Origin of the sequence: Cupriavidus sp. a3, from assembly GCF_051015765.1 — a bacterium.
Lineage (GTDB): Bacteria > Pseudomonadota > Gammaproteobacteria > Burkholderiales > Burkholderiaceae > Cupriavidus > Cupriavidus oxalaticus_A.
The window spans coordinates 2,009,672-2,035,014 of sequence record NZ_CP170644.1; the positions used below are offsets into that span (position 1 = coordinate 2,009,672).

At 66.5% G+C, this 25,343-nt stretch carries 24 protein-coding genes and 1 pseudogene; 10 read left to right on the top strand and 15 right to left on the bottom strand.

Annotation, left to right across the window (positions count from 1 at the left end):
* Positions 1-11: 11 nt before the first annotated feature.
* The 3 genes from ACAD63_RS30920 to acnB all read right to left on the bottom strand — a co-directional run bounded on the left by ACAD63_RS30920 (position 12) and on the right by acnB (position 4,993).
* Positions 12-1,355 carry a PQQ-dependent sugar dehydrogenase gene (locus ACAD63_RS30920; protein WP_135703562.1) on the bottom strand — a complete coding sequence of 448 codons (1,344 nt, stop codon included), beginning with the start codon at positions 1,353-1,355 and terminating at the stop codon, positions 12-14.
* A 133-nt stretch (positions 1,356-1,488) separates the two neighbouring features.
* Positions 1,489-2,193: a glutathione S-transferase N-terminal domain-containing protein gene (locus ACAD63_RS30925; protein ID WP_135703561.1), complete on the bottom strand. Its 705-nt coding sequence runs from the start codon at positions 2,191-2,193 to the stop codon at positions 1,489-1,491.
* Between the two features lie 208 nt (positions 2,194-2,401).
* Positions 2,402-4,993: a bifunctional aconitate hydratase 2/2-methylisocitrate dehydratase gene (gene acnB, locus ACAD63_RS30930; protein WP_195427963.1), complete on the bottom strand. Its 2,592-nt coding sequence runs from the start codon at positions 4,991-4,993 to the stop codon at positions 2,402-2,404.
* Positions 4,994-5,861: 868 nt separating this feature from the next.
* Here acnB and fliL point away from each other — a divergent pair.
* The 8 genes from fliL (at position 5,862) to nadC (ending at position 11,504) form a co-directional block, all read left to right on the top strand.
* Positions 5,862-6,356, top strand: a complete 495-nt coding sequence (fliL, locus tag ACAD63_RS30935; protein WP_135703559.1) for a flagellar basal body-associated protein FliL — start codon at positions 5,862-5,864, stop codon at positions 6,354-6,356.
* A gap of 171 nt (positions 6,357-6,527) precedes the next feature.
* The gene (gene fliM / locus ACAD63_RS30940; protein ID WP_434034252.1) at positions 6,528-7,547 is read left to right on the top strand and encodes a flagellar motor switch protein FliM; all 1,020 of its coding nucleotides are present in this window, start codon (positions 6,528-6,530) and stop codon (positions 7,545-7,547) included.
* A complete protein-coding gene (gene fliN / locus ACAD63_RS30945; RefSeq protein WP_135703558.1) occupies positions 7,540-7,992 on the top strand; it encodes a flagellar motor switch protein FliN in 453 nt (150 codons plus the stop codon). Before fliM ends, fliN begins: the two co-directional genes overlap by 8 nt.
* A gap of 68 nt (positions 7,993-8,060) precedes the next feature.
* Positions 8,061-8,504, top strand: a complete 444-nt coding sequence (gene fliO, locus ACAD63_RS30950; protein ID WP_133094925.1) for a flagellar biosynthetic protein FliO — start codon at positions 8,061-8,063, stop codon at positions 8,502-8,504.
* The gene (gene fliP / locus ACAD63_RS30955; protein WP_255519743.1) at positions 8,501-9,322 is read left to right on the top strand and encodes a flagellar type III secretion system pore protein FliP; all 822 of its coding nucleotides are present in this window, start codon (positions 8,501-8,503) and stop codon (positions 9,320-9,322) included. Before fliO ends, fliP begins: the two co-directional genes overlap by 4 nt.
* Positions 9,323-9,368: 46 nt before the next feature.
* Positions 9,369-9,638, top strand: coding sequence for a flagellar biosynthesis protein FliQ (gene fliQ, locus ACAD63_RS30960; RefSeq protein ID WP_029047088.1), 270 nt, complete (start codon positions 9,369-9,371; stop codon positions 9,636-9,638).
* Between the two features lie 33 nt (positions 9,639-9,671).
* The gene (fliR, locus tag ACAD63_RS30965) at positions 9,672-10,457 is read left to right on the top strand and encodes a flagellar biosynthetic protein FliR (protein ID WP_133094776.1); all 786 of its coding nucleotides are present in this window, start codon (positions 9,672-9,674) and stop codon (positions 10,455-10,457) included.
* A gap of 213 nt (positions 10,458-10,670) precedes the next feature.
* Positions 10,671-11,504: a carboxylating nicotinate-nucleotide diphosphorylase gene (nadC, locus tag ACAD63_RS30970; RefSeq protein ID WP_343657343.1), complete on the top strand. Its 834-nt coding sequence runs from the start codon at positions 10,671-10,673 to the stop codon at positions 11,502-11,504.
* Between the two features lie 119 nt (positions 11,505-11,623).
* Here nadC and ACAD63_RS30975 read toward each other — a convergent pair whose 3' ends face one another.
* Positions 11,624-12,169 (bottom strand): MarR family winged helix-turn-helix transcriptional regulator, encoded by a 546-nt coding sequence (locus tag ACAD63_RS30975; protein ID WP_133094774.1) that lies wholly within the window; start codon positions 12,167-12,169, stop codon positions 11,624-11,626.
* Positions 12,170-12,519: 350 nt separating this feature from the next.
* On the opposite strand from ACAD63_RS30975, the gene phnN reads away from it, so the two are divergent.
* Both phnN and ACAD63_RS30985 read left to right on the top strand, forming a co-directional pair.
* On the top strand, positions 12,520-14,325 hold the full coding sequence (gene phnN, locus ACAD63_RS30980) for a phosphonate metabolism protein/1,5-bisphosphokinase (PRPP-forming) PhnN (RefSeq protein WP_135703556.1): 1,806 nt from the start codon (positions 12,520-12,522) through the stop codon (positions 14,323-14,325).
* Positions 14,326-14,368: 43 nt separating this feature from the next.
* A complete protein-coding gene (locus tag ACAD63_RS30985) occupies positions 14,369-15,361 on the top strand; it encodes a tripartite tricarboxylate transporter substrate binding protein (protein WP_133094772.1) in 993 nt (330 codons plus the stop codon).
* Positions 15,362-15,443: 82 nt separating this feature from the next.
* Here ACAD63_RS30985 and ACAD63_RS30990 read toward each other — a convergent pair whose 3' ends face one another.
* The 11 genes and pseudogenes from ACAD63_RS30990 to ACAD63_RS31040 all read right to left on the bottom strand — a co-directional run bounded on the left by ACAD63_RS30990 (position 15,444) and on the right by ACAD63_RS31040 (position 25,337).
* The gene (locus ACAD63_RS30990) at positions 15,444-16,673 is read right to left on the bottom strand and encodes an RtcB family protein (RefSeq protein ID WP_135703554.1); all 1,230 of its coding nucleotides are present in this window, start codon (positions 16,671-16,673) and stop codon (positions 15,444-15,446) included.
* Between the two features lie 82 nt (positions 16,674-16,755).
* Positions 16,756-17,730, bottom strand: coding sequence for a threo-3-hydroxy-L-aspartate ammonia-lyase (locus ACAD63_RS30995; protein ID WP_434034676.1), 975 nt, complete (start codon positions 17,728-17,730; stop codon positions 16,756-16,758).
* 202 nt (positions 17,731-17,932) lie between these two features.
* Positions 17,933-18,618: pseudogene (locus ACAD63_RS31000) on the bottom strand (methyl-accepting chemotaxis protein); the annotation flags it as partial.
* Positions 18,552-19,616 carry a 4-hydroxy-2-oxovalerate aldolase gene (gene dmpG / locus ACAD63_RS31005; RefSeq protein WP_133094770.1) on the bottom strand — a complete coding sequence of 355 codons (1,065 nt, stop codon included), beginning with the start codon at positions 19,614-19,616 and terminating at the stop codon, positions 18,552-18,554. The gene dmpG and the pseudogene ACAD63_RS31000, both read right to left, overlap by 67 nt.
* A 30-nt stretch (positions 19,617-19,646) precedes the next feature.
* Positions 19,647-20,591 carry an acetaldehyde dehydrogenase (acetylating) gene (locus ACAD63_RS31010; protein ID WP_195427966.1) on the bottom strand — a complete coding sequence of 315 codons (945 nt, stop codon included), beginning with the start codon at positions 20,589-20,591 and terminating at the stop codon, positions 19,647-19,649.
* A gap of 41 nt (positions 20,592-20,632) precedes the next feature.
* Entirely contained in the window at positions 20,633-20,893 is a 261-nt protein-coding gene (locus ACAD63_RS31015) for a 2-hydroxymuconate tautomerase (protein WP_368671140.1), read from the bottom strand.
* Entirely contained in the window at positions 20,862-21,650 is a 789-nt protein-coding gene (gene dmpH, locus ACAD63_RS31020; RefSeq protein WP_133094767.1) for a 2-oxo-3-hexenedioate decarboxylase, read from the bottom strand. The genes ACAD63_RS31015 and dmpH overlap by 32 nt, the downstream gene beginning before the upstream one ends.
* Before the next feature lie 30 nt (positions 21,651-21,680).
* The gene (gene dmpE, locus ACAD63_RS31025; protein ID WP_434034253.1) at positions 21,681-22,463 is read right to left on the bottom strand and encodes a 2-oxopent-4-enoate hydratase; all 783 of its coding nucleotides are present in this window, start codon (positions 22,461-22,463) and stop codon (positions 21,681-21,683) included.
* 8 nt (positions 22,464-22,471) lie between these two features.
* Positions 22,472-23,926, bottom strand: a complete 1,455-nt coding sequence (locus tag ACAD63_RS31030) for a 2-hydroxymuconic semialdehyde dehydrogenase (protein ID WP_434034254.1) — start codon at positions 23,924-23,926, stop codon at positions 22,472-22,474.
* A 118-nt stretch (positions 23,927-24,044) separates the two neighbouring features.
* On the bottom strand, positions 24,045-24,980 hold the full coding sequence (locus tag ACAD63_RS31035) for a catechol 2,3-dioxygenase (protein WP_133094764.1): 936 nt from the start codon (positions 24,978-24,980) through the stop codon (positions 24,045-24,047).
* A gap of 33 nt (positions 24,981-25,013) precedes the next feature.
* A complete protein-coding gene (locus ACAD63_RS31040) occupies positions 25,014-25,337 on the bottom strand; it encodes a 2Fe-2S iron-sulfur cluster binding domain-containing protein (RefSeq protein ID WP_133094763.1) in 324 nt (107 codons plus the stop codon).
* Positions 25,338-25,343 lie beyond the last annotated feature (6 nt).

Below are 25,343 nucleotides of genomic sequence, written 5' to 3' on the forward strand. Positions count from 1 at the left end.
GGGCCTGGCCGCTATTTCGCCCCGCTCACACGCCAGATGACATTGCCGACGTCGTCCGCCACCAGCAGCCCGCCGCGCTTGTCGATCGCCACGCCCACGGGCCGGCCGCGCGCATTGCCCTCGCCGTCGACAAAACCGGTCAGCACGTCGAAGGGCGCGCCGTTCGGACGGCCTTTGCTGAACGGCACGAAGATGACCTTGTACCCCGCCAGCGGCCGCCGGTTCCAGGACCCATGCTGGCCCACGAACATGCCCTCGCTGAAGCGCGCCGGCAGGCTGTTGCCGGTGGCGGCCGCGAGCCCCAGCGGCGCGGTATGCGCGCCGACCGCGTAGTCGGGCACGATCGCCCTGGCCACCAGGTCGGGCGCCGGGGGCTTGACGCGCTTGTCGACGTGCTGCCCGAAGTAGCTGTATGGCCAGCCATAGAAACCGCCGTCGCGCACGGTGGTGATGTAGTCGGGCACCAGGTCGCTGCCGAGCTCGTCGCGCTCGTTGACCGCGGTCCACAGCGCGCCGGTGACCGGCTCCCACGCCATACCGTTGGGATTGCGCAGGCCGCTGGCAAAAATGCGGTGCGAGCCGTTCCTGGGATCGACCTCCCAAATGGCGGCGCGGCCCGCTTCCTTGTCCATGCCGTTCTCGGCCACGTTGCTGTTAGAGCCCACTGTCACGTAGAGCTTGCGGCCGTCGCGGCTGGCGATGATGTTCTTGGTCCAGTGGTGATTGAGCGGCCCGCCGGGCAGGTCGACCACCTTCTGCGGCGCCGCGGCGATCTCGGTCTGGCCGGGCTGGTACGGGAAGCGCAGCACCGCGTCGGTGGCAGCCACGTAGAAATCGTTGCCGACCAGCACCATGCCGAACGGCGAGTTGATGTTTTTCAGGAATATCGACCGCTGGTCGGCGACACCGTCGCCGTTGCTGTCGCGCAGCAGCGTGATGCGGTTGGCGCTGGGCGTGCCGGCGCCGGCGCGCTTCATCACCTTCTTCATGATCCAGCCCTTGATGCCCTTGCCGTCGTCGGGCTTGGGCGGGGCATTGCTCTCGGCCACCAGCACATCGCCGTTGGGCAGCACGTAGACCCAGCGCGGATGATCGAGCTTGTCGGCGAAGGCGGTCACCGCCATGCCCTCGGCCGCCACCGGGCGCTGCCCTTCGCCCCAGCCGACGGCGGGCGCGATCTTGACGGTGGGGATGGCGGTCTCGTTCGGCGGCGGCAGCTGCGGCGTGGGTCCGAAGCCGGCCTCGGAAGGCAGCTTGGCCGATTCGCCGCACGCGCCCAGCGTCGCGGCGGCGCCCGCCAGCAGCACTGCGCCACACAAGCGGGAAGAAGGCGGGAAGGGCTCGGGCAGCGGCATGGTGCGGACTCCTCGGGCGAGGCAGGATGCGCCCGCTACTCGACTATAGGATGCGTGCCGCCGTCCCCTCTGTAGGCCCCCGGAAAGACCCGGTGTAGGACAACGCCCACGCCGGCCCACCGCATGCCGGCACTCAGCCGCGATGCGGCGTATCCAGCCCCTTCACCACCGCCGGGCGCTGCACGAACGCCTCCAGCACGCGCCGCACGTTGGCAAAATCCTTGAAGCCGACCAGGTCGCCTGCCTCGTAGAAGCCGACCAGGTTGCGCACCCACGGGAAGGTGGCGATGTCTGCAATGGTGTACTCGTCGCCCATGATCCACGCGCGCCCGGCCAGGCGCTGCTCGAGCACGTTGAGCAGGCGCCGGCTTTCCGCGACATAGCGGTCGCGCGGGCGCTTGTCTTCATAGGCCTTGCCGGCGAACTTGTGGAAGAAGCCGACCTGCCCGAACATCGGGCCGATGCCGCCCATCTGGAACATCAGCCACTGGATGGTCTCGTAGCGCCGTGCCGGATCGGCCGGAATCAGCTTGCCCGACTTGTCGGCCAGGTACAGCAGGATCGCGCCCGATTCGAACAGCGGCAGCGGCTTGCCGCCCGGGCCATTGGGATCGAGAATCGCGGGGATCTTGTTGTTGGGGTTGAGCGACAGGAATTCCGGCGAGAGCTGGTCGTCGGTGTCGAAGCGCACCAGGTGCGGCTCGTACGGCAGGCCCGTCTCTTCCAGCATGATCGATGCCTTGACGCCGTTGGGCGTCGGCAGCGAATAGAGCTGGATGCGCTCGGGATGCTGCGCCGGCCATTTGCGGGTGATGGGGAAGGCGGACAGATCGGACACGTGGGCTCCGGTGGTGGCATGGTGCCAGACGCGCGGCCGGCACCGGATGGCTGAAAGCCCGGATGATAGCCCGGCGCGGCAAACCATGCCGGGAGGCTGGCCAATATGCAAAACCCCGCATCTCTCGCGAGATGCGGGGTTTTGTTTTGCCGTGTGGGGCGCTGTTGTGCGGCGGCGCCCCGCCGCCCTTACCAGCTCAGTGCGACGCTCAGACCGTCACGCCGTCAGCCACTTCCTTGAAGTCCTCGATCTGGTCGAAGTTCATGTACTTGTAGATCTTGTCGCCATTCTGGTTGATGACGCCAATATCGGCCATGTACTCGTCCTTGGTCGGGATGCGGCCCAGGCGCGAGCAGATCGCTGCCAGTTCGGCGGAACCCAGGTACACGTTGGTGTTCTTGCCCAGGCGGTTCGGGAAGTTGCGGGTCGAGGTCGACATCACCGTCGCGCCTTCGCGCACCTGTGCCTGGTTGCCCATGCACAGCGAGCAGCCCGGCATTTCGGTGCGGGCACCGGCGGTGCCGAACACGCCGTAGTGGCCTTCCTCGGTCAGCTGCTTCTGGTCCATCTTGGTCGGCGGCGCCACCCACAGCTTGACCGGGATGTCGCGCTTGCCTTCGAGCAGCTTGGAAGCCGCGCGGAAGTGGCCGATGTTGGTCATGCACGAACCGATGAAGACTTCGTCGATCTTGGCGCCGGCCACGTCCGACAGGGTCTTGACGTCGTCCGGGTCGTTCGGGCAGGCCACGATCGGCTCGTGCACGTCGGCCAGGTCGATCTCGATCACGGCGGCGTACTCGGCGTCGGCGTCCGGCTCCAGCAGCTTCGGATCGGCCAGCCACGCTTCCATGGCCTTGATACGGCGCTGCAGGCTGCGCGGGTCCTGGTAGCCCTGGGCGATCATCCACTTCAGCAGCGTGATGTTGCTGTTGATGTATTCGATGATCGGGTCCTTGTTCAGGCGCACCGTGCAACCGGCGGCCGAGCGTTCTGCCGAGGCGTCCGACAGTTCAAACGCTTGCTCGACCTTCAGGTCGGGCAGGCCTTCGATTTCCAGGATGCGGCCCGAGAAGATGTTCTTCTTGCCTTGCTTGGCCACGGTCAGCAGGCCTTGCTTGATCGCATACAGCGGGATCGCGTTGACCAGGTCGCGCAGGGTCACGCCCGGCTGCATCTGGCCCTTGAAGCGGACCAGCACCGATTCCGGCATGTCCAGCGGCATCACGCCGGTGGCGGCGGCAAAGGCCACCAGGCCCGAACCGGCCGGGAAGCTGATGCCGATCGGGAAGCGGGTGTGCGAGTCGCCGCCGGTGCCGACGGTATCCGGCAGCAGCATGCGGTTCAGCCACGAGTGGATCACGCCGTCGCCCGGGCGCAGCGAGATGCCGCCGCGGGTGCTGATGAACTCGGGCAGGGTGTGGTGGGTCTTGACGTCGACCGGCTTCGGATAGGCGGCGGTATGGCAGAACGACTGCATCACCAGGTCGGCCGAGAAGCCCAGGCAGGCCAGGTCCTTCAGCTCGTCGCGGGTCATCGGGCCGGTGGTGTCCTGCGAGCCCACCGAGGTCATCTTCGGTTCGCAGTATGTGCCCGGGCGGATGCCCTTGCCTTCGGCCAGGCCGCAGGCACGGCCGACCATCTTCTGCGCCAGCGTGAAGCCCTTGCCGGTATCGGCCGGGTTTTGCGGCAGGCGGAACAGCGTCGACGGGGCCAGGCCCAGCGCTTCACGCGCCTTGGCGGTCAGGCCGCGGCCGACGATCAGGGGGATACGGCCGCCGGCACGGACTTCGTCGAACAGCACGTCCGACTTGACCTTGAACTCGGCGATCACTGCGCCGTCCTTCAGGGCCTTGCCTTCGTACGGGCGCAGTTCGACCACATCGCCCATTTCCATCTTCGACACGTCCAGCTCGATCGGCAGCGCGCCGGCGTCTTCCATGGTGTTGTAGAAGATCGGGGCGATCTTGTTGCCCAGGCACACGCCGCCGAAGCGCTTGTTCGGGATGAACGGGATGTCTTCGCCGGTGAACCACAGCACCGAGTTGGTGGCGGACTTGCGGCTGGAGCCGGTACCGACCACGTCGCCCACGTAGGCAACCAGGTGGCCCTTTTCCTTCAGCGATTCGATGAACTTGACCGGGCCGCGCTTGCCGTCTTCTTCCGGCTGGAACGCCGCGCCTTCGCGCTTGTTCTTCAGCATGGCCAGCGCGTGCATCGGGATGTCCGGGCGGGTGGTGGCGTCCGGGGCCGGCGACAGGTCGTCGGTGTTCGTTTCGCCCGGCACCTTGAACACGGTGATGGTCAGGCTTTGCGGGACTTCCGGACGGCTGGTGAACCATTCGGCGTCGGCCCAGCTTTGCAGCACTGCCTTGGCGTTGGCGTTGCCCTTGTCGGCCTTCTCCTTCACGTCGTGGAAGGCGTCGAACATCAGCAGGGTCTTCTTCAGCGCGTCGGCAGCCACGGTACCGACTTCAGCGTCGTCCAGCAGCTCGATCAGCGGCGAGATGTTGTAGCCGCCCAGCATGGTGCCGAGCAGCTCGGTAGCCTTGGCGCGGGAGATCAGCGCGCACTTTTCCTTGCCCAGGGCGACGGCGGCCAGGTACGAGGCCTTGACCTTGGCGGCGTCGTCCACGCCGGCGGGAACGCGGTTGCTGATCAGGTCGACCAGGTTCTGCTCTTCGCCTGCGGGCGGGTTCTTCAGCAGTTCGATCAGCTCGGCCGTCTGCTTGGCGGTCAGGGGCAGAGGAGGGATACCAAGCGCGGCGCGCTCGGCCACATGTGCGCGATAGTTTTCAAGCATGGGAACCTGCTGAGTAATTAGGTTTTGAAAAACTTCCTTTGACGTTCGCGATTGTAGTCGGTGTGGGGGCTTCGGTCAAATGTCTTATATCTTATATAAGAGTTGGGTTTTGAAAATCCTTATTAATCAATGGGGTTCTGGATAGAAGAGTTGGTGGGTTGCAGGGGGACTACTTGAGTAGGGGAGTCGGGAATGGTGGCTTTGTCTTGGATATGTGGCTTTGGCATGGCATTTGATGGGTTCGTGCGCCTTCGGCTTGGTATCTGGTGGTGATGGATGCGCCCTGTTCCGCCCTCCCGGGCAGGTCACTTTTTGGCCGAGCGCCAAAAAGCCACCAAAAAACGCGTTTACGGCCGTGCGGGCGGCCACTCTTATCGTAGTGTGCCCGGGCTTTCGTACGGGGCTTTGCTTCGTTGCAGGGCCTCGCAGGGGTCGGCTTGAGCGAATTGGTTGGGCTTCACTCCGTGGCGGCTCCGGCCCTCTCCCCCGCCCGCAAGCGGGAGAGGGGAGACGGTGGCCGCCCGCAGGGCCGTTACGCGCTTTTGGTTACTTTTGCCGCTCGGGCAAAAGTGACTCGCCCCTTTAGGGGCGAAACCGGGGCATATCAAATCCCGCCAGATGCCAGCCGCCAGGCAAAACAAAAACACAAAAACAACCACATCCCACCCCCACCACCCCCAAACTCAAGTTCCCGCCCCACCACTCGTTAACCCCCCTGCAGGCGCGCACCACAAAGCGCCCGCTAGCGTAGCCATGCCTGCTCCCTTTCCGCTCAAACGGCCAAGCTGAAAGGGTTTCCCCCTTTTTTTCGGCCCTTTGCTGGCCTGCGATTCCGGAAGAATGGCAGGCATTCCGACACAGGCTTCTCATGGCGAACACGGCTTCCCCTTCCCAGACTGGCAGCAACACAGGCAAGCGCGGCCGGCTGCTGCTGATCGGCGGCGGCGTGCTTGTCGTGGCACTGGGTGCCGGAGGCTTTGTGCTGGGCAGCGTGCTGAGCAACCGCCTGCCGGCGGCGCCCGCCGCGCCCGCCGCCCCGGTCATTCCGCCACCGATCTTCGTGCCGCTGGATGCGTTCACCGTCAACCTGAAGAGCGAGGACGGCGACCGCTTCCTGCATACCGGCCTGTCGCTGAAGGTGGCGGATGCCGAGACGCAGGCGCGCCTGGCGCAGTACCTGCCCGAGGCACGCAGCCGCATCCTGCTGCTGTTGTCGGCACGCCAGCCCGCGGATCTGGCCACGGTCGAAGGCAAGCGCAAGCTGGCCGACGACATCCGCACCACCATCGCCCAGCCCTTCGCCACCGGCCTGCCGGCCCAGCGCGTGCTGGATGTGTTGTTCACCTCTTTCGTGGTGCAGTAAGCGCCCGCTTGCGCCCTGCCCCGCCCGCAAACCGATATGAAACCGTCCGCCGCCACAAAGGCCCGCCCTGCACACGCATGCCGCCGGGCACGGTGATGCGCGCCTGGCCATGCCGCAACGGTTTCATCCATAACGACGCCGCATAAAGCCGCACAAGGGGCAGGACACCAGATGGCCTACGACAAGTTCCTCTCGCAAGACGAGGTCGACGAGCTGCTCAAGGGCGTATCCGGCGAGGCCGATACGCCCAAGGCCAGCGAGCCGGCGCCGGACGACAGCGGGGTGCGCCCGTACAACCTGGCGACGCAGGAACGCATCATCCGCGGCCGCCTGCATACGCTGGAAATCATCAACGAGCGCTTTGCGCGTTCGCTGCGCTCGGCACTGTTCAATTTCATCCGCCGCGGCGCGGATATTTCGGTCGGCAGCATCAGGATCGAGAAGTTCGGCGATTTCGCCCGCAACCTGCCGATGCCGACCAACCTGAACCTGGTCCACCTGAAGCCGCTGCGCGGCACGGCGCTGTTCGTCTACGACCCGAACCTGGTGTTCCTGGTGGTGGACAACCTGTTCGGCGGCGACGGCCGCTTCCACACCCGCGTGGAAGGGCGCGACTTCACCCAGACCGAGCAGCGCATCATCCAGCGCATGCTGGAGCTGACGCTGGCCAGCTACGGCAGCGCCTGGCGCACCGTGCATCCGATCGAGACCGAGTACATCCGCTCGGAGATGCACACCAAGTTTGCCAATGTCGCCACGCAGAACGAAGCCGTGGTGACCACCGCCTTCCATATCGAACTGGGCGCAGTCGGCGGGCAGCTCCACGTGTGCCTGCCGTACGCGATGATCGAGCCGCTCAAGGACCTGCTGATGAATCCGCTGCAGGACGAGAAGGAAGTCGACAAGGGCTGGGTCAACCAGCTGTCAAGGCAGCTGCGCGCGGCCGAAGTGGAACTGGTCGCCGAGTTCGCGCACCTGCAAAGCACGGTGGCCGAAGTGCTGGCGCTGCGCGCCGGCGACGTGCTGCCGATCGAGCTGCCGGAGAAGATCTTCGGCAAGGTGGACGGCGTGCCCGTGATGCAGTGCGGCTTCGGCACCATGAACGGCCAATACGCGCTGCGGGTAGAACGAATGATCAATCACCAGGACGGCCAATCCCACCTGGACACCGAGGACACCGATTATGAGTGACGGCTTCGAGGACAAGCCGGTCGATCCGATGGACGACTGGGCCAGCGCGCTGGCGGAGCAGACCAGCGCCACAGCCGCCGGGGTGCCCGCCGCGGCCCCTTCGGCGGCCTCCGCGCCCGCGGCCACCCCGGCCGCCGCCACTGTCTTCCAGCCGCTGGCGAAGGAAACGACCAGCGGCTTCCACAACGATATCGAGATGATCCTCGATATCCCGGTGCAGCTGACGGTGGAACTGGGCCGCACCAAGGTGCCCATCAAGAACCTGTTGCAGCTGGCACAGGGCTCGGTGGTCGAACTGGACGGGCTGGCCGGCGAGCCGATGGACGTGCTGGTCAACGGCTACCTGATCGCGCAGGGCGAGGTGGTGGTGGTGAACGACAAGTTCGGCATCCGCCTGACGGACATCATCACGCCGTCCGAACGCATCCGCAAGCTGAACAAATGACCATCCGGAAGTACCCCGCGCCCGGTGCTGGCCGCCTCCGGGCCGTCGGCGCCAGTCTCGCCACGCTGATGCTGGCGCTGACCCCGGCGCTGGCACTGGCCGCCGACGACAAGCCGGCACCGGCCATCAGTGGCGCGGGCAGCCTGGCCCAGGCCGGGCTGGGGCTGTTTGCCGTGATCGCGCTGATCCTTGGCATGGCATGGCTGGCCCGGCGTGCCGGACTGGTGCGCCATGCCACCGGCGGGGTGATGAAGGTGGTCGGCAGCACCATGCTGGGCGCGCGCCAGCGGCTGGTGCTGGTGGAAGTCGGCGATACCTGGCTGGTGCTGGGCGTCAGCCCCGGCGAAATCCGCCCGCTGCACAGCATGCCGGCGCACACCGCTGGCGGTTCCTCCTCTGCCTCCGCCAACCCGCTGACCCCGGCACACGCCACCGGCATGCCGCAACCGCCGACCGGCGGCACCTTCGCCGAGAAGCTGCTGCGTTCGCTGCAATCCCAGTTCAAGTCATGAATTCCCTGCGTGCCGCATGGCGGCGCCGCTTCCGGCCCGCGTGCCTCGCCGTGGCCGCGCGCTACCGCCCGTTGTCGATTGCCCTGGTCCTGGCGCTTGCCGCCGCCGTACTGGCATTGGCCCCAGCGCCTGCCTGGGCGCAGCAGCTGCCCGGCGTGGTCAGCAAGCCCGCCCCGGGCGGCGGCCAGATCTGGTCGCTGCCGATCCAGACGCTGGTGCTGCTGACCTCGCTGTCGTTCCTGCCGGCGGCGATGCTGATGATGACCGGCTTCACCCGCATCATCATCGTGCTGGGCCTGCTGCGCAACGCGCTGGGCACGGCCACCTCGCCGCCCAACCAGGTGCTGGTGGGGCTGTCGCTGTTCCTGACCTTTTTCGTGATGGCGCCGGTGCTGGACCGCGTCTACAACGACGCCTACAAGCCGCTATCGGAAAACAAGATCAGCCTGGAAACCGCCGCCGCCAGGGCCGCCGAGCCGCTCAAGGCCTTCATGCTGCGCCAGACCCGCGAAAAGGACCTGGCGATGTTCGCGCAGATGGCCAAGGCGCCGGAGATGCAGGGCCCGGAAGAAGTGCCGCTGAGCATCCTGGTGCCCGCCTTCGTCACCAGCGAGCTGAAGACCGCGTTCCAGATCGGCTTCACCATCTTTATCCCGTTCCTGATCATCGACCTGGTGGTTGCCAGCGTGCTGATGGCGATGGGCATGATGATGGTGCCGCCGGCAACCATCTCGCTGCCGTTCAAGCTGATGCTGTTCGTGCTGGTGGACGGCTGGCAGCTGCTGCTGGGATCGCTGGCGCAGAGCTTCATGAACTGAGGCCAGTTGCCTCGCCCTTCGCATTCCTATCCGCAGGATCCGAGCCATGACCCCGGAAACCGTAATGACCATCGCCACCCAGGCGATGAAGATGACCCTGCTGCTAGCCGCGCCGCTGCTGCTGGTGGCGCTCGCGGCCGGCCTGGTGGTGAGCCTGTTCCAGGCCGCAACGCAGATCAACGAGATGACGCTGACCTTCATCCCCAAGCTGATCGCGCTGTTTGCCACCATGGTGCTGGCCGGCCCGTGGATGATCAACACCATGGTCGACTATATGCGCGAGGTGTTCCAGAGCATTCCCGCGCTGGCGCACTGACGCGCGCTCACTCCCGCCTTCCGCCAGACTGCCGTGGTCGAGTTCACTTCAGCCCAGCTCTATGGCTGGCTCGCGGCATTCCTGTGGCCCTTCTTCCGCATCCTGGCGCTGATCGGCACCGCGCCGCTGTTCGGTGAGTCGACCATCCCGCGGCGCGCCAAGATCGCGCTGTCGGCGATGATCGCGATGGTGGTGTCGCCTACCATCGCCCAGCTGCCGGCGGCGCCGGTGTACTCCTTCGAGGGCCTGCTGATCATCCTCAACGAGGTCGGCATCGGCCTGGCCACCGGCTTTGTCATGCGGCTGGTGTTCGCCACCGTGCAGCAGGCCGGCGAAATCATCGGCCTGCAGATGGGCCTGTCGTTCGCCTCCTTCTTCGACCGCGCCGCCGGCGGCCAGACCATGGTGCTGTCGCGCTTTCTCAACATCATCGCGGTGCTGCTGTTCCTCGCGCTGGACGGCCACCTGATGATGCTGGGCGCGCTGGTCGACAGCTTCAATGGGCTGCCGATCGGGGGGACGCCGCTGTCAGCGGGCGGCGCCATGGCCGTGGCGCGCGCCGGCGGCATGGTGTTCGCTTCGGGGCTGCTGCTGGCGCTGCCGATGATCGCCGCGCTGCTGACGCTGAACCTGGCCATGGGCATCCTGAACCGTGCCTCGCCGCAGCTGTCGATCTTCGCGGTGGGCTTCCCGGTGACGCTGTCGGGCGGGTTCCTGGTGCTGATGCTGGTGATGCCGCAGATGGGCACCTTCATGCAGCACCTGATCGAGGCCGGGTTGGAATCGATCGGAACGGTGCTGGGGCAGTTCGGGCGCTAGCGCCACGGCGGCACCGCGCCTTCTTTGCGGCTGCAATTCCACTCTTTTCGGCAACAAGGTAACGCGGCGCCACGCCGATCTTCAACGCGTGCGCGCATTAATCTTAGACCTCGAATATGTCTTGACACGAGGCGGCAAGGCGCTAAGATTGCGCCATGTACTTCGATCTCTAAGATTATTGAAGTACCGCAACCCCTGCCCAGGAGCCCTTACATGTACGACCTCTTTGCCACCGACAAGCTGATCGACCTCTGGCTGACCGAAGACATCGGCATCTGCGACTTGACCGTCCAGACCATGATCGAGCCCGGCGAGACCGGCACCTTCTGCATGAACGCCCGCGAGCCGATGATCATCGCCGGCATCGACGTGGCGGCACGTATCTTCGCCCGCTACGATCCCACGCTGTCTGTCGACGTGCGCGTCGCCGACGGCGACAAGGTCGCCAAAGGGGCGGTGCTGCTGAACGTGAGCGGCAATGCGCGCAGCGTGCTGACGGCCGAGCGCACCGCGCTGAACATCATGCAGCGGCTGTGCGGCATCGCCAACCTCACGGCCACCTATGCCCAGGCCATTGCGCATACCAGGGCGCGCCTGATCGACAGCCGCAAGACCACGCCAGGCCTGCGGGCGCTGGAAAAGCATGCGGTGACCTGCGGCGGCGGCCTGAACCACCGACTAAGCCTGGACAATGGCGTGATGATCAAGGACAACCACATCTCCGTGTGCGGCAGCATCGCCGCCGCCGTGGAACGCGTGCGCCGCAAGCTGCCGGTGCTGACCAAACTGGAAGTGGAATGCGACCGGCTAGAGCAGGTGCACGAGGCCCTGGCCGCCGGTGTCGACGTGATCATGCTGGACAACATGTCGGTGCCCGACATGAAAGAGGCCGTTCAGATCGTCAATGGCCGGACCAAGGTCGAGGCCTCGGGCGGCATTCGCCTGGAAACGATCCGGGCCGTGGCGGAAACCGGCGTGGACTACATCTCGACGAGCAAGATCACGCAGTCGGCACCGGCCGTGGATATTGGACTGGACGACGCCTGACGCATCGCGCCTGTCGGGGCCCAGGCGCTCCGGCATCGGTTTCACGCCTTCTACCCAAGGCATTCCCCCTCGCCGGCATGGCCGACGGGGGCTTTTTCATTGGCGCCAGCCGACTACCGCTACAGGTCCGACAACAGCCGCCCCACCTCCTGCGTGGACGGCACCCGCCGGCCGTTCTCTGCCGACGCGATTTCGTCGGCGACCAAGCGCTTGGCGATGGTAATCAGTACGCGGCGCGTGGTCAGCACATCCTCTTCGCTCACGCCTTCCACGCTGAGTTCGTTGACCTCGGTGGCCAGCGGTTCGAGCTTGCGGCGCAACGCGCGCCCGGTCTTGCTCAGGAACACGTGCACCTTCTTCTTGTTGCCGGGAAGGTGCGTGCGTTCCACATAGCCCAGCGCTTCCAGCGCCTTCACCGCCGCAAAGGTGGTCGGCTCGGTCACGCCGGCCCGTTCGCTCAGCTCCCGCTGCGACAGACCATCATGGCGCCACAGGATACGCAGAATGGTCCAGTGGCCGTACGAAACCGAATGTTCCGCCAGGCGCAGTTGCAGCGCCCGGATATAGGCGCGCGCAGCGTCCTTTACCAGGTGGGCAAGCCGTTCTTCATCGGCTTCATCCGGCGGCGTGATTTTGACCGGAGCATCCGGCTTCCTTGTGGCCATAGTTGTGACGGGAAATGAGATGTATGCATGCGGCACCATGATGCGGTGCAAGCGACAGCGCACATGATAGCGCCTCGCGAGCTCGCGCGTCCGGCACCGCGCCCCTGGCCTCCGGTCCTCTTTATGTAGTATTCACTCCATTAGTGCACCATGCGCGCAACCGATGCATGAGGCACCGGCAGCGCGCATGCGGTGACCCGTGTTTTCCCCTACGACCATGCGAATCCCGCGTACACACTGGATTTGCGGGGGATGGTCCATTGCTTGCATTACCTTAGACATCGAACTTATCTTGACACCCGTCTAGCCGGTGCTAGCATAGCCGTACAACTTCGACATCTAAGATAATCATGAAGGCAACCGGCACATTCTTTCTCGTTGTAGGGCCCAGTGGCGCTGGCAAGGATTCCTTGATCGACGGTGCGCGTGCCTCGCTCGATGACGACTATGTCTTCGCACGGCGCGTCATCACGCGCCCGGGCGGGTCTGCCGGCGAGGATCACGAGGGCGTTTCGGAAGCCGAGTTCGCACGGCGCCAGCGAAAGGGCGAGTTCCTGGCCACCTGGGACGCACACGACCTTCGCTATGGATTGCCCATGTCGCTGGTGCGCGAGCTGGAACGCGGGCGCAACGTCGTAGCCAATGGCTCGCGCGGCGTCGTCGCCGACCTTGCCGCCCGCTTGCCGCGCTTCGTGGTCATCCTGGTGACGGCACCGCAGGAGGTGCTGGCACAGCGCATCAGCGCGCGCGGACGTGAATCGGGCGACCAGGTCGCCAGGCGAGTGGCGCGAGCGGGAGTATCGATGCCTCCCGAGGTCGCCTGCATCACGGTGTCAAACGACGGCACGCTGGAAGCGGGCATGGCACGCTTTGTCGAAGCGCTGCGAAACGGCACCAGTACATCCGCCGCCAGGCAGCCGGCCAGCCGCGCCAACCTCATGGCCAAGCTGCGCGGCGAGCCGCTCGACGAAGCTGCCTATGTTGCCGTGCTGCAAGACGCCATCGCCGGGCGGTACACCGAGGCAGAGCTGACCGACTTCCTCATTGCCGCAACCCTCACGCTGACCGATGACGAAGTGGTGGCGCTGGCACGCGCTCGGACGGCCTTCACACCCCGCATCGACTGGGACGAGCCTCTTGTCGTCGACAAGCACTCAATGGGCGGCGTTCCCGGCAGTCGCATCACGCTGGTCGTGGTGCCGATTGTCGCGGCCTACGGCCTGGCCATGCCCAAGACGTCATCGCGCGCTATCACATCTGCTGCCGGCACCGCCGATGCCATGGAAACCATCGCGCGGGTCGACCTGACGCACGAGGACGTGCGCCGATGCGTGGCGCAGGCGCGTGCATGCATTGCATGGAACGGACGCCTGAACCATTCCGTGATCGACGACGTGATGAACGCGATCACCCGGCCCCTGCGCCTCGATTCGCGACGCTGGTCGGTGGCGTCGATCCTGTCGAAGAAGTTCACCGCCGGCGCGACCCATGTCATCGTCGACCTGCCCTTCGGGCCGCAGACCAAGCTGGCGACGCGCGCCGACGCCGAGGCGCTTGGCGCACTGTTCGAACACGTCGGCAAGGGACTGGGCCTGCACGTGCGCGCGCTGGTCACGGACGGCAGCCACCCGATAGGCCGTGGCATCGGCCCCGCGCTGGAAGTGCGCGACGTCCGGCTGGTGCTCGACAACGATCCCGCGGCTCCCGCGGACCTGCGTGAAAAGGCCCTGCGCTTTGCCGGCGGAATCATCGCCTTCGATCCGCGCGTGGGCTGCGCCGAACAAGGCATGCGCATTGCGGCTGCGCTGCTGGACGAAGGCAAGGCAAAGGCCGCATTCGACCGGATCGCCGCAGCGCAGGGTATTCGCTCCCGCCCGGTGGCGCCGGGTACGCATACACGGATCGTGGCCGCCACGACGCGGGGCCAGGTGACGGCCATCGACGGCTTGCAGATTTCCGGCGTGGCGCGCGCCGCCGGGGCACCGCGCGCTGCGGGTGCAGGCATCGACCTGCTGTGCACGCTCGGTGCGCAGGTGGCGCCAGGGCAACCTCTCTACCGTATCCACGCCGACTCCGCTGCAGCACTTGAGGCGGCATCGGCACTGGTCGGCGTTGGTGGCGAGTGCCATCAGGCAGTGCGTATAGATTCCGATTGACCAGCGTTTCACCTTCCTTCAACCTAACCGACGAGACATATTGATGAGACCCCTATCCGTCGTCAACAGCCTGGCATCGCTCCTGTTTGTTGCAGGGAGCCTGGGCACCCTGCCCGGGCGCGCCGAGGCCAATATCGCCAGTACCTTCCCGCAGAAGCCCATCCGCATGGTGGTGACGTTCCCGGCCGGAGGCGGGACCGATTCCCTTGCGCGCGTGATCGGAGCGGACATCAGCAAGTCGCTGGGGCAGCAGGTAGTCGTCGACAACCGGCCCGGCGCCAGCGGCAACATCGGCGCCGAGTACGTCGCCAAGAGCCCTGCCGACGGCTACACGCTGCTGATCGTCAACAGCAGTTTTGCCATCAACCCGAGCGTCTTCAAGAAGCTACAGTTCAACCCGAAGTCCGATTTCAGCGCCGTCATCACCTTTGCTTCGGTGCCGTCGGTGATCGCCGTGCCATCGCACTCGAAGATCCGCACCTTCAACGACTTGCTGGCGACGGGCAAGAGCGCCTCCCCCCCCAGCTATGCCTCGTGCGGTAACGGCACGCCCCAGCATCTGGCCGGTGAATTGCTGAAGGTCTCGGCAAAGATCGCTATGCTTCACGTGCCGTACAAAGGTTGTGCACCCGCCATCGCCGACGTGCTCGGCAATCAGGCCGATGTCAGTATCAATACGCTGACCAACACCATGCCCTACCTGAAAAGCAACAGGTTGCGCGCGCTGGCCGTCACCTCGAAGGCACGTTCGCCGTTCCTGCCCGACGTGCCAAGCGTGAGCGAGCTTGGCATCCCCGGCTATGACGTCGACCAATGGTTCGGCATCCTGGCTCCGGCGAACACGCCGCCCGAAATCGTGCAGAAGCTGAACACGGAAATCGCCAGGGCCATCTCCAAGCCCGAGGTCAGGTCTTCGCTGGAGCAGCTCGGCTTTGCCACGACCACGAGCACCCCTGCCGAATTCCAGAAGCTGGTGACCTCCGATATCGATCGCTGGCAGAAATTCGCGACGAAGATCAATCTGCTGGTCGACTGACCACCCGGGTGACCGGCCGGGCCACAGCAGCCGGAGCCCTGCCTTTCTCCCTTGCATTGTTGCCGCGCGGGCCTTGTCGCGCCTACCCCTTTACACACACCACCTGCCGCAGCGTATGCACCACCTCGACCAGGTCCGACTGCGCCGCCATCACCGCATCGATGTCCTTGTACGCCATCGGGATCTCGTCGATCACCGCGGCGTCCTTGCGGCATTCCACCCCTTCGGTGGCTTGCTTCTGGTCAGCCACGGTGAAGCGGCGCTTGGCTTCGCTGCGGCTCATGGTGCGGCCCGCGCCGTGGCTGCATGAGCAGAACGATTCCGGATTGCCCTTGCCGCGCACGATGAAAGAGCGCGCGCCCATCGAGCCGGGGATGATGCCCAGCTCGCCCGCGCGCGCACTGACCGCGCCCTTGCGTGTCACCAGCACTTCCTTGCCGAAGTGATGTTCCTTCTGCACATAGTTGTGGTGGCAGTTGACGGCTTCGAGCCGTGCCTGGAACGGCTTGCGCAGCACGCGCTGCGCCGCGGCCAGCACCGCTTCCATCATCAGCTCGCGGTTGCGGCGCGCGAACGCCTGCGCCCACGACACCGCGAAGACATAGTCCTCGTAGTGCTGCGAGCCTTCGACAAGGTAGGCCAGGTCGCGATCCGGCAGGTTGGCCAGGTGGCGCCGCATGTCCTGCTGCGCCAGCGTGATGAAGGTGGTGCCGATGGCGTTGCCCACCCCGCGCGAGCCGGAGTGGAGCATGAACCAGACCGCTTGCGACTCGTCCAGGCAGACCTCGATAAAGTGGTTGCCGGTGCCGAGCGTGCCCAGGTGGTTGCGGTGGTTGGTGCGCGCCAGCTGCGGGTATTTGTCGGTAATGCGGCGGAAATCCGCGGCCATGCCCGCCCACGCCGCGTCGACGTGCGTGGGCACCGAGCCCCAGGCGCCCTGGTCGCGCCGCCCGCCCTGCGCCGTGCGGCCGTGCGGCACGGCGTGCTCGATCGCGCTGCGCAGCGGGCCGAGGTTGTCGGGCAGGTCCGAGGCGGTCAGCGAGGTCTTTACCGCCATCATGCCGCAACCGATATCCACGCCCACCGCGGCCGGGATCACCGCGCCCACGGTCGGGATCACCGAGCCGATGGTCGAGCCCTTGCCGAGGTGCACGTCCGGCATCACCGCCAGGTGGCGGAAGATAAACGGCATCTGCGCGGTATTGACGAGCTGCTGGCGCGCGGAGTCCTCCACGGGGACACCGCGGGTCCACATCTTTGCCGGCTTGCCGGCGCCGGTATCGAGAACGTCATAGTGCTGCCTGGCCGTCATGGTCTGTCCTGCTCTGGCGTTGCGTTGCAGGTTAGACGGCCGGGCGCCGCACGGATTCCGGATAACGCAAGGCAGTCGCGGCTCAGGTCGGCTGCCCCTGCAGGAAGCCGGCAAAGCTGCCCAGGTCGACATTGCCGCCGGAAACGATGATGCCCACACGCTTGCCCCGCACATCGAGCTTGCCATGCAGCACGGCGGCCGCGGCCAGGCAGCCGGTGGGCTCGACCACGATCTTCATGCGGCCAGCGAAGAACTTCATGGTCTCGACCAGCTCGGCGTCCGAAACGGTCACGATATCGGTCACCCGTTCGCGGATCACGGCAAAGGTGTACTGGCCGAGGAAGGGAGTCTGGGCACCGTCGGCGATGGTGCGCGGGGTGTCGATGCGGACGATCTCGCCGCTGCGCAGGCTGCGCTGGCCGTCGTTGCCGGCTTCGGGCTCGACGCCGTAGACCTCGCAGCCGGGCGACATGGCGTGCGCCGCCACGGCACAGCCCGACAGCAGCCCGCCGCCACCCAGGCACACCGCCAGCATGTCCAGCGGGCCGGTTTCCTCCAGCAGTTCCTTGGCCGCGGTACCCTGCCCGGCCATCACGTGCGGATGGTCGTACGGCGGGATCAGCGTCATGCCGCGCTCGGCGGCGATGCGCCGGCCCAGGGCCTCGCGATCCTCGGTGTAGCGGTCGTACAGCACCACCTCGGCGCCATAGCCGCGCGTGGCCTCGATCTTGATCGCCGGTGCGTCCTGCGGCATCACGATCACCGCCTGTACGCCGAGCAGCCGAGCCGACAGCGCGATCGCCTGCGCGTGGTTGCCGGAGGAGAACGCCAGCACCCCGCCGGCCTTCTGCTGCGGCGTGAACTGGGCGATGGCGTTATAGGCGCCGCGGAACTTGAAGGCGCCGATGCGCTGGAAATTCTCGCACTTGAAGAACAGCTGCGCGCCGGTGGCCGCATCGGCGGTCGCGGAAGTCAGCACCGGCGTGCGGTGGGCCGCGGCGCGGATGCGGTCGTGGGCGGCGGCAACGTCTTCGAAGGAGATCGGCAGGTTGGGCATGACGGTGGCGATGGAAGGGAATGGGACAGGCAAGTCTACCCGTCCCGCGCCGCCAATGCATCCGCCGGTTTGCTCTCCTCTCCCGCTTGCGGGAGAGGAGCCGGGGGAGAGGGCATGGCCGTGGCATACCGCTGCGCTGACATCGTTGCTACGCCGGCCCTCTGCCCAACCCTCTCCCAGAGGGAGAGGAAACAAGGCAGCGCTATGCCGTCGCCAGCGAGCCTGCCTGACGGCGCGCCGCGACTGCCGCACCCGGCACCGCACGCCCGCCACCCTCACCCGGCAGCCGGAAGAACGACACCACCTCGTTCAGCTCGCGGCCCTGCTCTTCCAGCACGCGCGATGCCATGGCGGCCTCGTTCACCAATGACGCGTTCTGCTGGGTCACCTGGTCGATCTGCACGATGGCCTGGTTGACCTGCTCGATGCCGCGGCTCTGCTCGGCCGCACCTGGCGGCCCGAAGCCTCGATCAGCTCCTTGATTTCCCTGGCCGCGCTCGACGACCGCTGTGCCAGCCCGCGCACCTCGCTGGCCACCACCGCGAAGCCGCGCCCCTGCTCGCCCGCGCGCGCCGCCTCGACCGCGGCGTTGAGCGCCAGGATATTGGTCTGGAAAGCAATGCCTTCGATGATGCCGGTGATCTCGGCAATCTTGGCCGAGCTGGCGCTGATGTCCTGCATGGTGCCGACCACGCGCTGCACGGTGGTGCTGCCGCGCAATGCCACCTCGGCGGCATTGCCGGCGGCGATCTCGCTGGTCGACAGCGCGATATTGGCGCTGCTCGCGCGCACCTGCGTGACGGTGGCGGTCGCGCCGTCCCTCAGGCAGACACCTCCCCCGGCTGCCGCTGCCCCTGTCGCCGCGCCAGCAGGTCCAGCGCCACGTCGACGATCATGTCTTCCTGCCCGCCCACCATGCGGCGGCGGCCCAGCTCGACCAGGATGTCGACCGTACCCAGCCCATAGCGTGCCGCCGCCGCTTCGGCATGGCGCAGGAAGCTGGAATACACGCCCGCATAGCCCAGCGCCAGCGTCTCGCGGTCGACCCGCACCGGGCGGTCCTGCAGCGGCCGCACGATATCGTCGGCGGCATCCATCAGCGTGTACAGGTCGCAGCCGTGGTCCCAGCCCAGCCGCTCGGCGGCAGCGATGAACACTTCCAGCGGCGCGTTGCCCGCGCCGGCACCCATGCCTGCCAGGCTGGCGTCGATGCGGTCGCATCCCTCTTCCACGGCGACGATGGAGTTGGCCACGCCCAGGCTCAGGTTGTGGTGCGCATGCATGCCGGTCAGCGTTTCGGGCTTCAGCACGTCCTTGAACGCGCGGAAGCGCTCGCGCACGTCCTGCATGCCGAGCGCGCCGCCCGAATCGACCACATACACGCATTGCGCGCCGTAGCTTTCCATCAGCTTTGCCTGCTGCGCCAGCGCCGCCGGCGTGGTCATGTGGCTCATCATCAGGAAGCCCACGGTGTCCATGCCGAGTTCGCGCGCCGACTCGATATGCTGGCGCGAGACATCGGCCTCGGTGCAGTGCGTGGCCACGCGTACCACGCGCGCGCCGGCGTCATAGGCGGCGCGCAGGTCGTGCACGGTGCCGACGCCAGGCAGCAGGAGCGTCGCCACGCGCGCATGGCGCACGGTCTCCGCCACAGCGGCGATCCATTCCAGGTCGGTATGCGCGCCGAAGCCGTAGTTGAAGCTGGAGCCCGACAGGCCATCGCCGTGGGCCACTTCGATCGAATCGACCCGGGCCGCGTCGAGCGCCGCGGCGATGCGGCGCACCTGGTCCAGGCTGTACTGGTGGCGGATGGCGTGGCTGCCGTCGCGCAGCGTCACGTCGGAGATGTAGAGCTTCTTGTTGGGCGTGTTGGACGGTAAGGTCATGTTCGTCTCCCTGCGGTGATGGGGCCGCGCTCAGGCGGACAGCCGGGTCGCGGCCAGGCGCTCGGCGCAGGCCAGCGCGGCGCTGGTCATGATGTCGAGATTGCCGGCATAGGCCGGCAGGTAGTGCGCGGCGCCCTCCACCTCGAGGAAGATCGAGGTCTTGAGGCCGCTCATCGGTCCCAGCCCCGGGATGTTCAGCGGCGCCGAGGGGTCGATGCGCTCGAACTGCACGCGCTGCTTGAGCCGGTAGCCCGGCACGTAGGCCTGCACCGCCTGCGCCATCGCTTCGATGCTCGCCTCGATCGCCGCCGTGTCGGCATCCTCCGACAAGGTGAAGACGGTGTCGCGCATCATCAGCGGCGGCTCGGCCGGGTTCAGCACGATGATGGCCTTGCCGCGCGCCGCGCCGCCCACCGAGCACAGCGCCTGGCTGGTGGTCTCGGTGAATTCGTCGATATTGGCGCGCGTGCCCGGCCCCGCCGACTTGCTGGAGATCGACGCGACGATCTCGGCGTAATACACCTTCGCCACGCGCGACACCGCCGCCACCATCGGGATGGTGGCCTGGCCACCGCACGTGACCATGTTGATATTGGGCGCCGCCAGGTGCTGGTCGAGGTTGACCACCGGCACCACGTGCGGCCCGATCGACGCCGGCGTCAGGTCGATCACGCGCACGCCGTGCTGCTGCAGCACGCGGTTGTGGTGCGCGTGCGCGCCGGCCGAGGTGGCATCGAAGGCGATGCGGATCTCGCCAAAGCCGGGCATGGCGACCAGCCCGTCGATCCCTTCCGCGGTGGTCGGCACGCCCAGCCGCGCGGCGCGGGCGAGCCCGTCCGACGCCGCGTCGATGCCCACCATGGCGCCCATCTCCAGGTGCTGCGATTGCCGCATCACCTTGATCATCAGGTCGGTGCCGATATTGCCCGAACCGATGATGGCCACCTTGTGCCGGGCGTTTGCTTTCATGTCCATGTCGCTGTCTCTCCGTTGTCTTCCCTGTCTCTGCGCAGTGCTCAGCGCCCCAGCGCCTTGGCGGTCGTGCCGCCTATGCCGAACTGCGTCTTCGGCACCTCGGTGATCATCACGCGCACGGTTTCCACCGGCGCGCCCACCGCTTCCACCGCGGCATCGGTCAGCGCGCGGATCAGGCGCGCCTTCTGTTCGTCGGTACGGCCTTCGATCAGGAAGACCTGCATGATCGGCATGGTGTGTCTCCTTTTTCCAAACGTTCGCGGCGCGGGTTCAGGTGAAGCGCATCGAGACCGTGCCGAGATGCTGGTAGCGCACGGTGATGCTGTCGCCCGCGGCGACCGCGATGGCCTCGGTCACGCCGCCGGTCATGATGAAGGTCCCTGCAGGCAGCTCGCGGCCGCGCGCGCCCAGCATGTTGGCCAGCATGGCAACGCTGTTGGCGGGATGGCCCAGCACCGCGGCGCCGGCGGCGGTGGCGACCACCTCGCCGTTCTTCTCCAGCACCACGCCGAGGGTCTTCAGGTCGAGCCCGTCGGCGCCGCGGTGGCTGCCGCCGACCACGAAGCGCGCGGACGAGGTGTTGTCGGCAATCACGCTCTTGAGGTCGAAGCGGAAGTTCTCGTAGCGCGAATCGATCACCTCCACCGCCGGCACCACGAAGTCGGTCGCCGCCAGCACGTCGCCGATATGGCAGCCGGGGCCTTTCAGCGGCGCCTTGAGCACGAAGGCGATCTCGGCCTCGACCTTGGGGTGGATCAGCGACGACGTATCGATGGCGGCGCCGTCCATGCAGGCGCCGTAGTCGGTGAGGAAGCCGTAGACCGGATCGCTCACGCCCATCTGGCGCATCTTGGCGAACGAGGTCAGGCCCATCTTGAGGCCGGCGATGCGGGTGCCCCGCGCCAACTTGCGCGCGCGAATCGCGTCCTGGATGGCGTAGGCGTCGTCCCAGTCCATCTCCGGATGCGCGTCGGTGATCTTCGGCACCGCTTCCCGGTGCAGCTCGGCGTTTTCCAGATGCTCGGCCAGCCGGGCGATGGTGTCTTGCGTGAGGTTCATGGCTTTGTCCTGCTGAAGGGATGGAAGGGGTCAGACGAAGCGCACGCCGGCCGAGCCGATGCCACCCAGGCTGATGCGCAGCTGGTCGCCGGCGGCGACCGGCACCATCGCCGCCAGCGAGCCCGACAGGATCACCTCGCCGCGCTTCAGGCCAAGCCCCAGCCGGCCGAGCGTGTTGGCCAGCCACGCCACCGCATTGGCGGGGTGCCCGAGCGCGGCCGCGCCGGCGCCGGTGGCGACGATCTCGCCGTTCTTCTCCAGCGTCATGCCGACCGTGCCGAGGTCGAGCCGGCGCGGATCGACCGCCGCATCGCCCAGCACGAACACGCCGGAGGAGGCGTTGTCGGCGACGGTGTCCTGGATGCGGATCTTCCAGTCGCGGATGCGCGAGTCGACGATCTCGAAGCACGGCAGCACGTAGGCAGTGGCGCGCAGCACATCGGCATTGGTCATGCCGGGTCCTTCAAGGTCGTCCTTCAACACGAAGGCGATCTCGCCTTCGGCCTTGGGCGCGATCAGGGAATCGGCGGCAATGGCGGCGCCGTCGGCATACACCATGCCCGACAGCAGGTGGCCGAAGTCGGGCTGGCGCACGTCCAGCATGTCCATCACCACGCGGCTGGTCACGCCGATCTTCTTGCCGACCACGCGCTCGCCGGCATCTAGCCGGTGCTGCACCATGGCGAGCTGGATGCGGTAGGCGTCGTCGAGGGTGAGCTCGGGCCAGGTTTCGGTCAGCGGCGCCAGCGGGCGGCGGCTCGCCAGCGCCTGGTGCAGGCTGGCGCCAAGTTCGCGGATTTTTTCGCTTTGCATGTGGTGGCTCACAGTTTGACGCAGACGTTGCGCAGCTCGGTGTAGAACTCGAGCGAATGGACGCCGCCTTCGCGGCCGATGCCGGATTGCTTCGCGCCGCCGAACGCGGTGCGCAGGTCGCGCAGGAACCACGCGTTGATCCAGCAAATGCCGACTTCCAGCGCGCTGCCCATGCGGTGCGCGGTGCCGAGGTCGCCGGTCCACACGGTGGCCGCGAGACCATACGGCGTGGCGTTGGCCAGCGCGATGACTTCCTCTTCGGTGTCGAACGGGGCGATATGGCAGCACGGTCCGAAGATCTCCTCGCGGATCACCGCGGCGCTTTCCGGCAGGCCGGTCCAGATGGTCGGCTGCACCCAGGCGCCTTCGGCGAGCTTGCCCTGCATCTGCGGCACGCCTCCGCCGGTTATCACCGTGGCGCCTTCCTCGGCGGCCTTGCGGTAGTAGGACAGCACCTTGTCGCGGTGCTCATGCGAGACCAGCGGCCCCATGTTGACGCCGGTTTCCGTCGGTGCGCCGAGCTTCAGCCCTTCAGCCCTGGCCTTGAGCGCGGCGACGAAGCGCTCGAAGATCGGGCGCTGCACGTAGACGCGCTCGGTGCCCAGGCAGACCTGGCCGCTGTTCTCGAATGCCGAGCGGGTGATGCCGGCGACCGCCTTGTCGAAATCGGCATCGGCGAAGACGATGCCCGCGTTCTTGCCGCCCAGTTCAAACGACACCGGACGCACGCCGCTGGCGGCGGCCTTCATGATCGCTTCGCCGGTGCGCGTTTCGCCGGTGAAGGTGATGCCGTTGACTTGCGGATGCGCCGTCAGGAAGGCGCCAGCGGAATCCGGGCCAAAGCCGTGGACCACGTTGTAGACGCCCGGCGGCACGCCGGCCTCGTTCATAACCTCGCCCAGCAGCGTGGCGGTGGCGGGGGTTTCCTCGGACGGCTTGACCACCACGGTATTGCCGCAGGCCAGCGCGGGGCCGACCTTCCACGTCATCAGCAGCAACGGCAGGTTCCATGGGCAGACCACGCCGATCACGCCGCGCGGGCTGCGCACCGCATAGTTGATGGCCTTGCCGCCATCCGGCGTATCCATGGCGAAGCTTTCGGTGGGCACGTTGCGGATCAGGTCGGCAAAGACCTTGAAGTTGGCTGCGCCGCGCGGGATGTCGATATGGCTGGCGAGCGCATAGGGCTTGCCGGTATCGGCAATCTCGGCCTGCACGAATTCGTCGAAGCGGCGGTTGATGCCGTCGGCGACGGCGTGCAGCAGTTCGACGCGCTGCGCTACGGTCATGCGGCCCCAGGGACCATGCAGCGCATTGCGCGCGGCCTGCACGGCGACGTCGACTTCGGCCTGGCCGGCTTCGTGGACATGGCCGATCACGGTGTTGTCGGCGGGGTTGCGGTTGGGGAACGTGCGGGTAGTGCCGACCCACTCGCCGTTGATGAAGTTCTTGAAGTCTTTCATGTTGGTTCTCTGTGTTGGGCGACGTATCCACTACGGCTTTCCCGCTCACCGATTGGTTGCTCCCTCTCCCGCAAGCGGGAGAGGGAGCAAACCAGCTGCGGGCTGGCGCAATGCGTTCTCAAGTCAGCACATTCAAAAACGCCTCGTTCAGCTTGCGGTCGTGATAGAAAATCGCCTTGCCCAGCTCGTTGTCCGTCCACGTGATCGTCGGCTTGTCCGGATAGTGGATATAGCCACCGGAAAACACCTCGTTCCGGTTTCCCGAAGGATCGAAGAAGTAGATCGTCGCCCCGCGCGTGATCCCATGCCGCGTCGGCCCGATATCCAGCGACACGTCCTTCTTGGAAATAATGTCCGCCGCCTTCAGCACCTCGCTCCAGTTGTCGAGCAGGAACGACGCATGGTGGAAGCGGTTCTTCTCCGGGTGCCGGATGAAGGCCACGTCATGCGCCTTGTTCGAGCATGTCAGGAAGGCACCGATCAGCACCTCGCCGTCCGGCCCGGCCACCACCTGCTCCGCCAGCGAGAACCCCAGCACATCGCGGAACAGCTTCACCGTGCCGTCGACATCGTCGCCATACAGCAGGCAGTGGTCGAAGCGGCTGGGCGCCATGCCGCGCAGGTCGTCCGGCCAGGGATCCGGGTTGAGGTCTCCGGTCTTGCAGCCGGGCTTGTCCTTGTCCGCGAACAGCTCCATCGCATGGCCGGTGGGAATCGTGAAGCGGAAGCGCACGCCGGTGTGCGGATGCTCGCCCGCGGCGATCCACTGGCATTCGGTGGCCAGCCCCGACTGCTCCACCTCCTGCGCCAGCCGCTCCAGCGTGCGGCCGCTGTCGACGCGAAAACCCATGTAGTCCATGCCCGGGCTGTCGGACTCGCGCAGCACCACGCTGTGGTGGTCGTGCTCGTCCCACGCCTTCAGGAACACGCGGCCGTGCTCGTCGCGGGCGGTTTCGATCAGGCCGAGGACCTCGGTGTAGTGCTTTACCGCCGGTTCCAGCTCCAGCACGCGCAGGGCCACATGCCCCGGGCGCAATACGCCAGTCAATGCCATGTCTGTCTCCTTGTGTGTGTCTTCACTGCTTGGTCATGCGTGATTGCTTTTGCCGGCATGCCGCTCCAGGCAGCGCTGCAGCAGCGCCACCGGGCGCAGCCGGATATCGCTGTCGGGATAGGTCTTGCAGGCGAGCACCAGTCCGTCGCGCTGCTCCGACTCGGACAGGCAGGTGCGGCTCATCTTGCCCACGTGGTAGTGCCCGGCCTCAATACGCACCTTGCACACACCGCAGCCGCCACCGCGGCAGCCGGCGGGAATGCCACGCTGGCCCAGCACTTCCATGGCCCGCAACAGGTTCTGCTCCGGCGCGCATGCGTAGCGCTGGCCGCTGCCGGCGATTTCGACGGTATGCATGCATGG

Bases quoted from the DNA above. Each gene is read 5' to 3' on its own strand.
- ACAD63_RS30920 (WP_135703562.1), bottom strand. From the start codon at position 1,355: ATGCCGCTGCCCGAGCCCTTCCCGCCTTCTTCCCGCTTGTGTGGCGCA.
- acnB (WP_195427963.1), bottom strand. From the start codon at position 4,993: ATGCTTGAAAACTATCGCGCACATGTGGCCGAGCGCGCCGCGCTTGGT.
- fliL (WP_135703559.1), top strand. From the start codon at position 5,862: ATGGCGAACACGGCTTCCCCTTCCCAGACTGGCAGCAACACAGGCAAG.
- fliM (WP_434034252.1), top strand. From the start codon at position 6,528: ATGGCCTACGACAAGTTCCTCTCGCAAGACGAGGTCGACGAGCTGCTC.
- fliN (WP_135703558.1), top strand. From the start codon at position 7,540: ATGAGTGACGGCTTCGAGGACAAGCCGGTCGATCCGATGGACGACTGG.
- fliO (WP_133094925.1), top strand. From the start codon at position 8,061: ATGCTGGCGCTGACCCCGGCGCTGGCACTGGCCGCCGACGACAAGCCG.
- fliP (WP_255519743.1), top strand. From the start codon at position 8,501: ATGAATTCCCTGCGTGCCGCATGGCGGCGCCGCTTCCGGCCCGCGTGC.
- fliQ (WP_029047088.1), top strand. From the start codon at position 9,369: ATGACCCCGGAAACCGTAATGACCATCGCCACCCAGGCGATGAAGATG.
- nadC (WP_343657343.1), top strand. From the start codon at position 10,671: ATGTACGACCTCTTTGCCACCGACAAGCTGATCGACCTCTGGCTGACC.
- ACAD63_RS30975 (WP_133094774.1), bottom strand. From the start codon at position 12,169: ATGGCCACAAGGAAGCCGGATGCTCCGGTCAAAATCACGCCGCCGGAT.
- phnN (WP_135703556.1), top strand. From the start codon at position 12,520: ATGAAGGCAACCGGCACATTCTTTCTCGTTGTAGGGCCCAGTGGCGCT.
- ACAD63_RS30985 (WP_133094772.1), top strand. From the start codon at position 14,369: ATGAGACCCCTATCCGTCGTCAACAGCCTGGCATCGCTCCTGTTTGTT.
- ACAD63_RS30990 (WP_135703554.1), bottom strand. From the start codon at position 16,673: ATGACGGCCAGGCAGCACTATGACGTTCTCGATACCGGCGCCGGCAAG.
- ACAD63_RS30995 (WP_434034676.1), bottom strand. From the start codon at position 17,730: ATGCCCAACCTGCCGATCTCCTTCGAAGACGTTGCCGCCGCCCACGAC.
- dmpG (WP_133094770.1), bottom strand. From the start codon at position 19,616: ATGACCTTACCGTCCAACACGCCCAACAAGAAGCTCTACATCTCCGAC.
- ACAD63_RS31010 (WP_195427966.1), bottom strand. From the start codon at position 20,591: ATGGACATGAAAGCAAACGCCCGGCACAAGGTGGCCATCATCGGTTCG.
- dmpH (WP_133094767.1), bottom strand. From the start codon at position 21,650: ATGAACCTCACGCAAGACACCATCGCCCGGCTGGCCGAGCATCTGGAA.
- dmpE (WP_434034253.1), bottom strand. From the start codon at position 22,463: ATGCAAAGCGAAAAAATCCGCGAACTTGGCGCCAGCCTGCACCAGGCG.
- ACAD63_RS31030 (WP_434034254.1), bottom strand. From the start codon at position 23,926: ATGAAAGACTTCAAGAACTTCATCAACGGCGAGTGGGTCGGCACTACC.
- ACAD63_RS31035 (WP_133094764.1), bottom strand. From the start codon at position 24,980: ATGGCATTGACTGGCGTATTGCGCCCGGGGCATGTGGCCCTGCGCGTG.
- ACAD63_RS31040 (WP_133094763.1), bottom strand. From the start codon at position 25,337: ATGCATACCGTCGAAATCGCCGGCAGCGGCCAGCGCTACGCATGCGCG.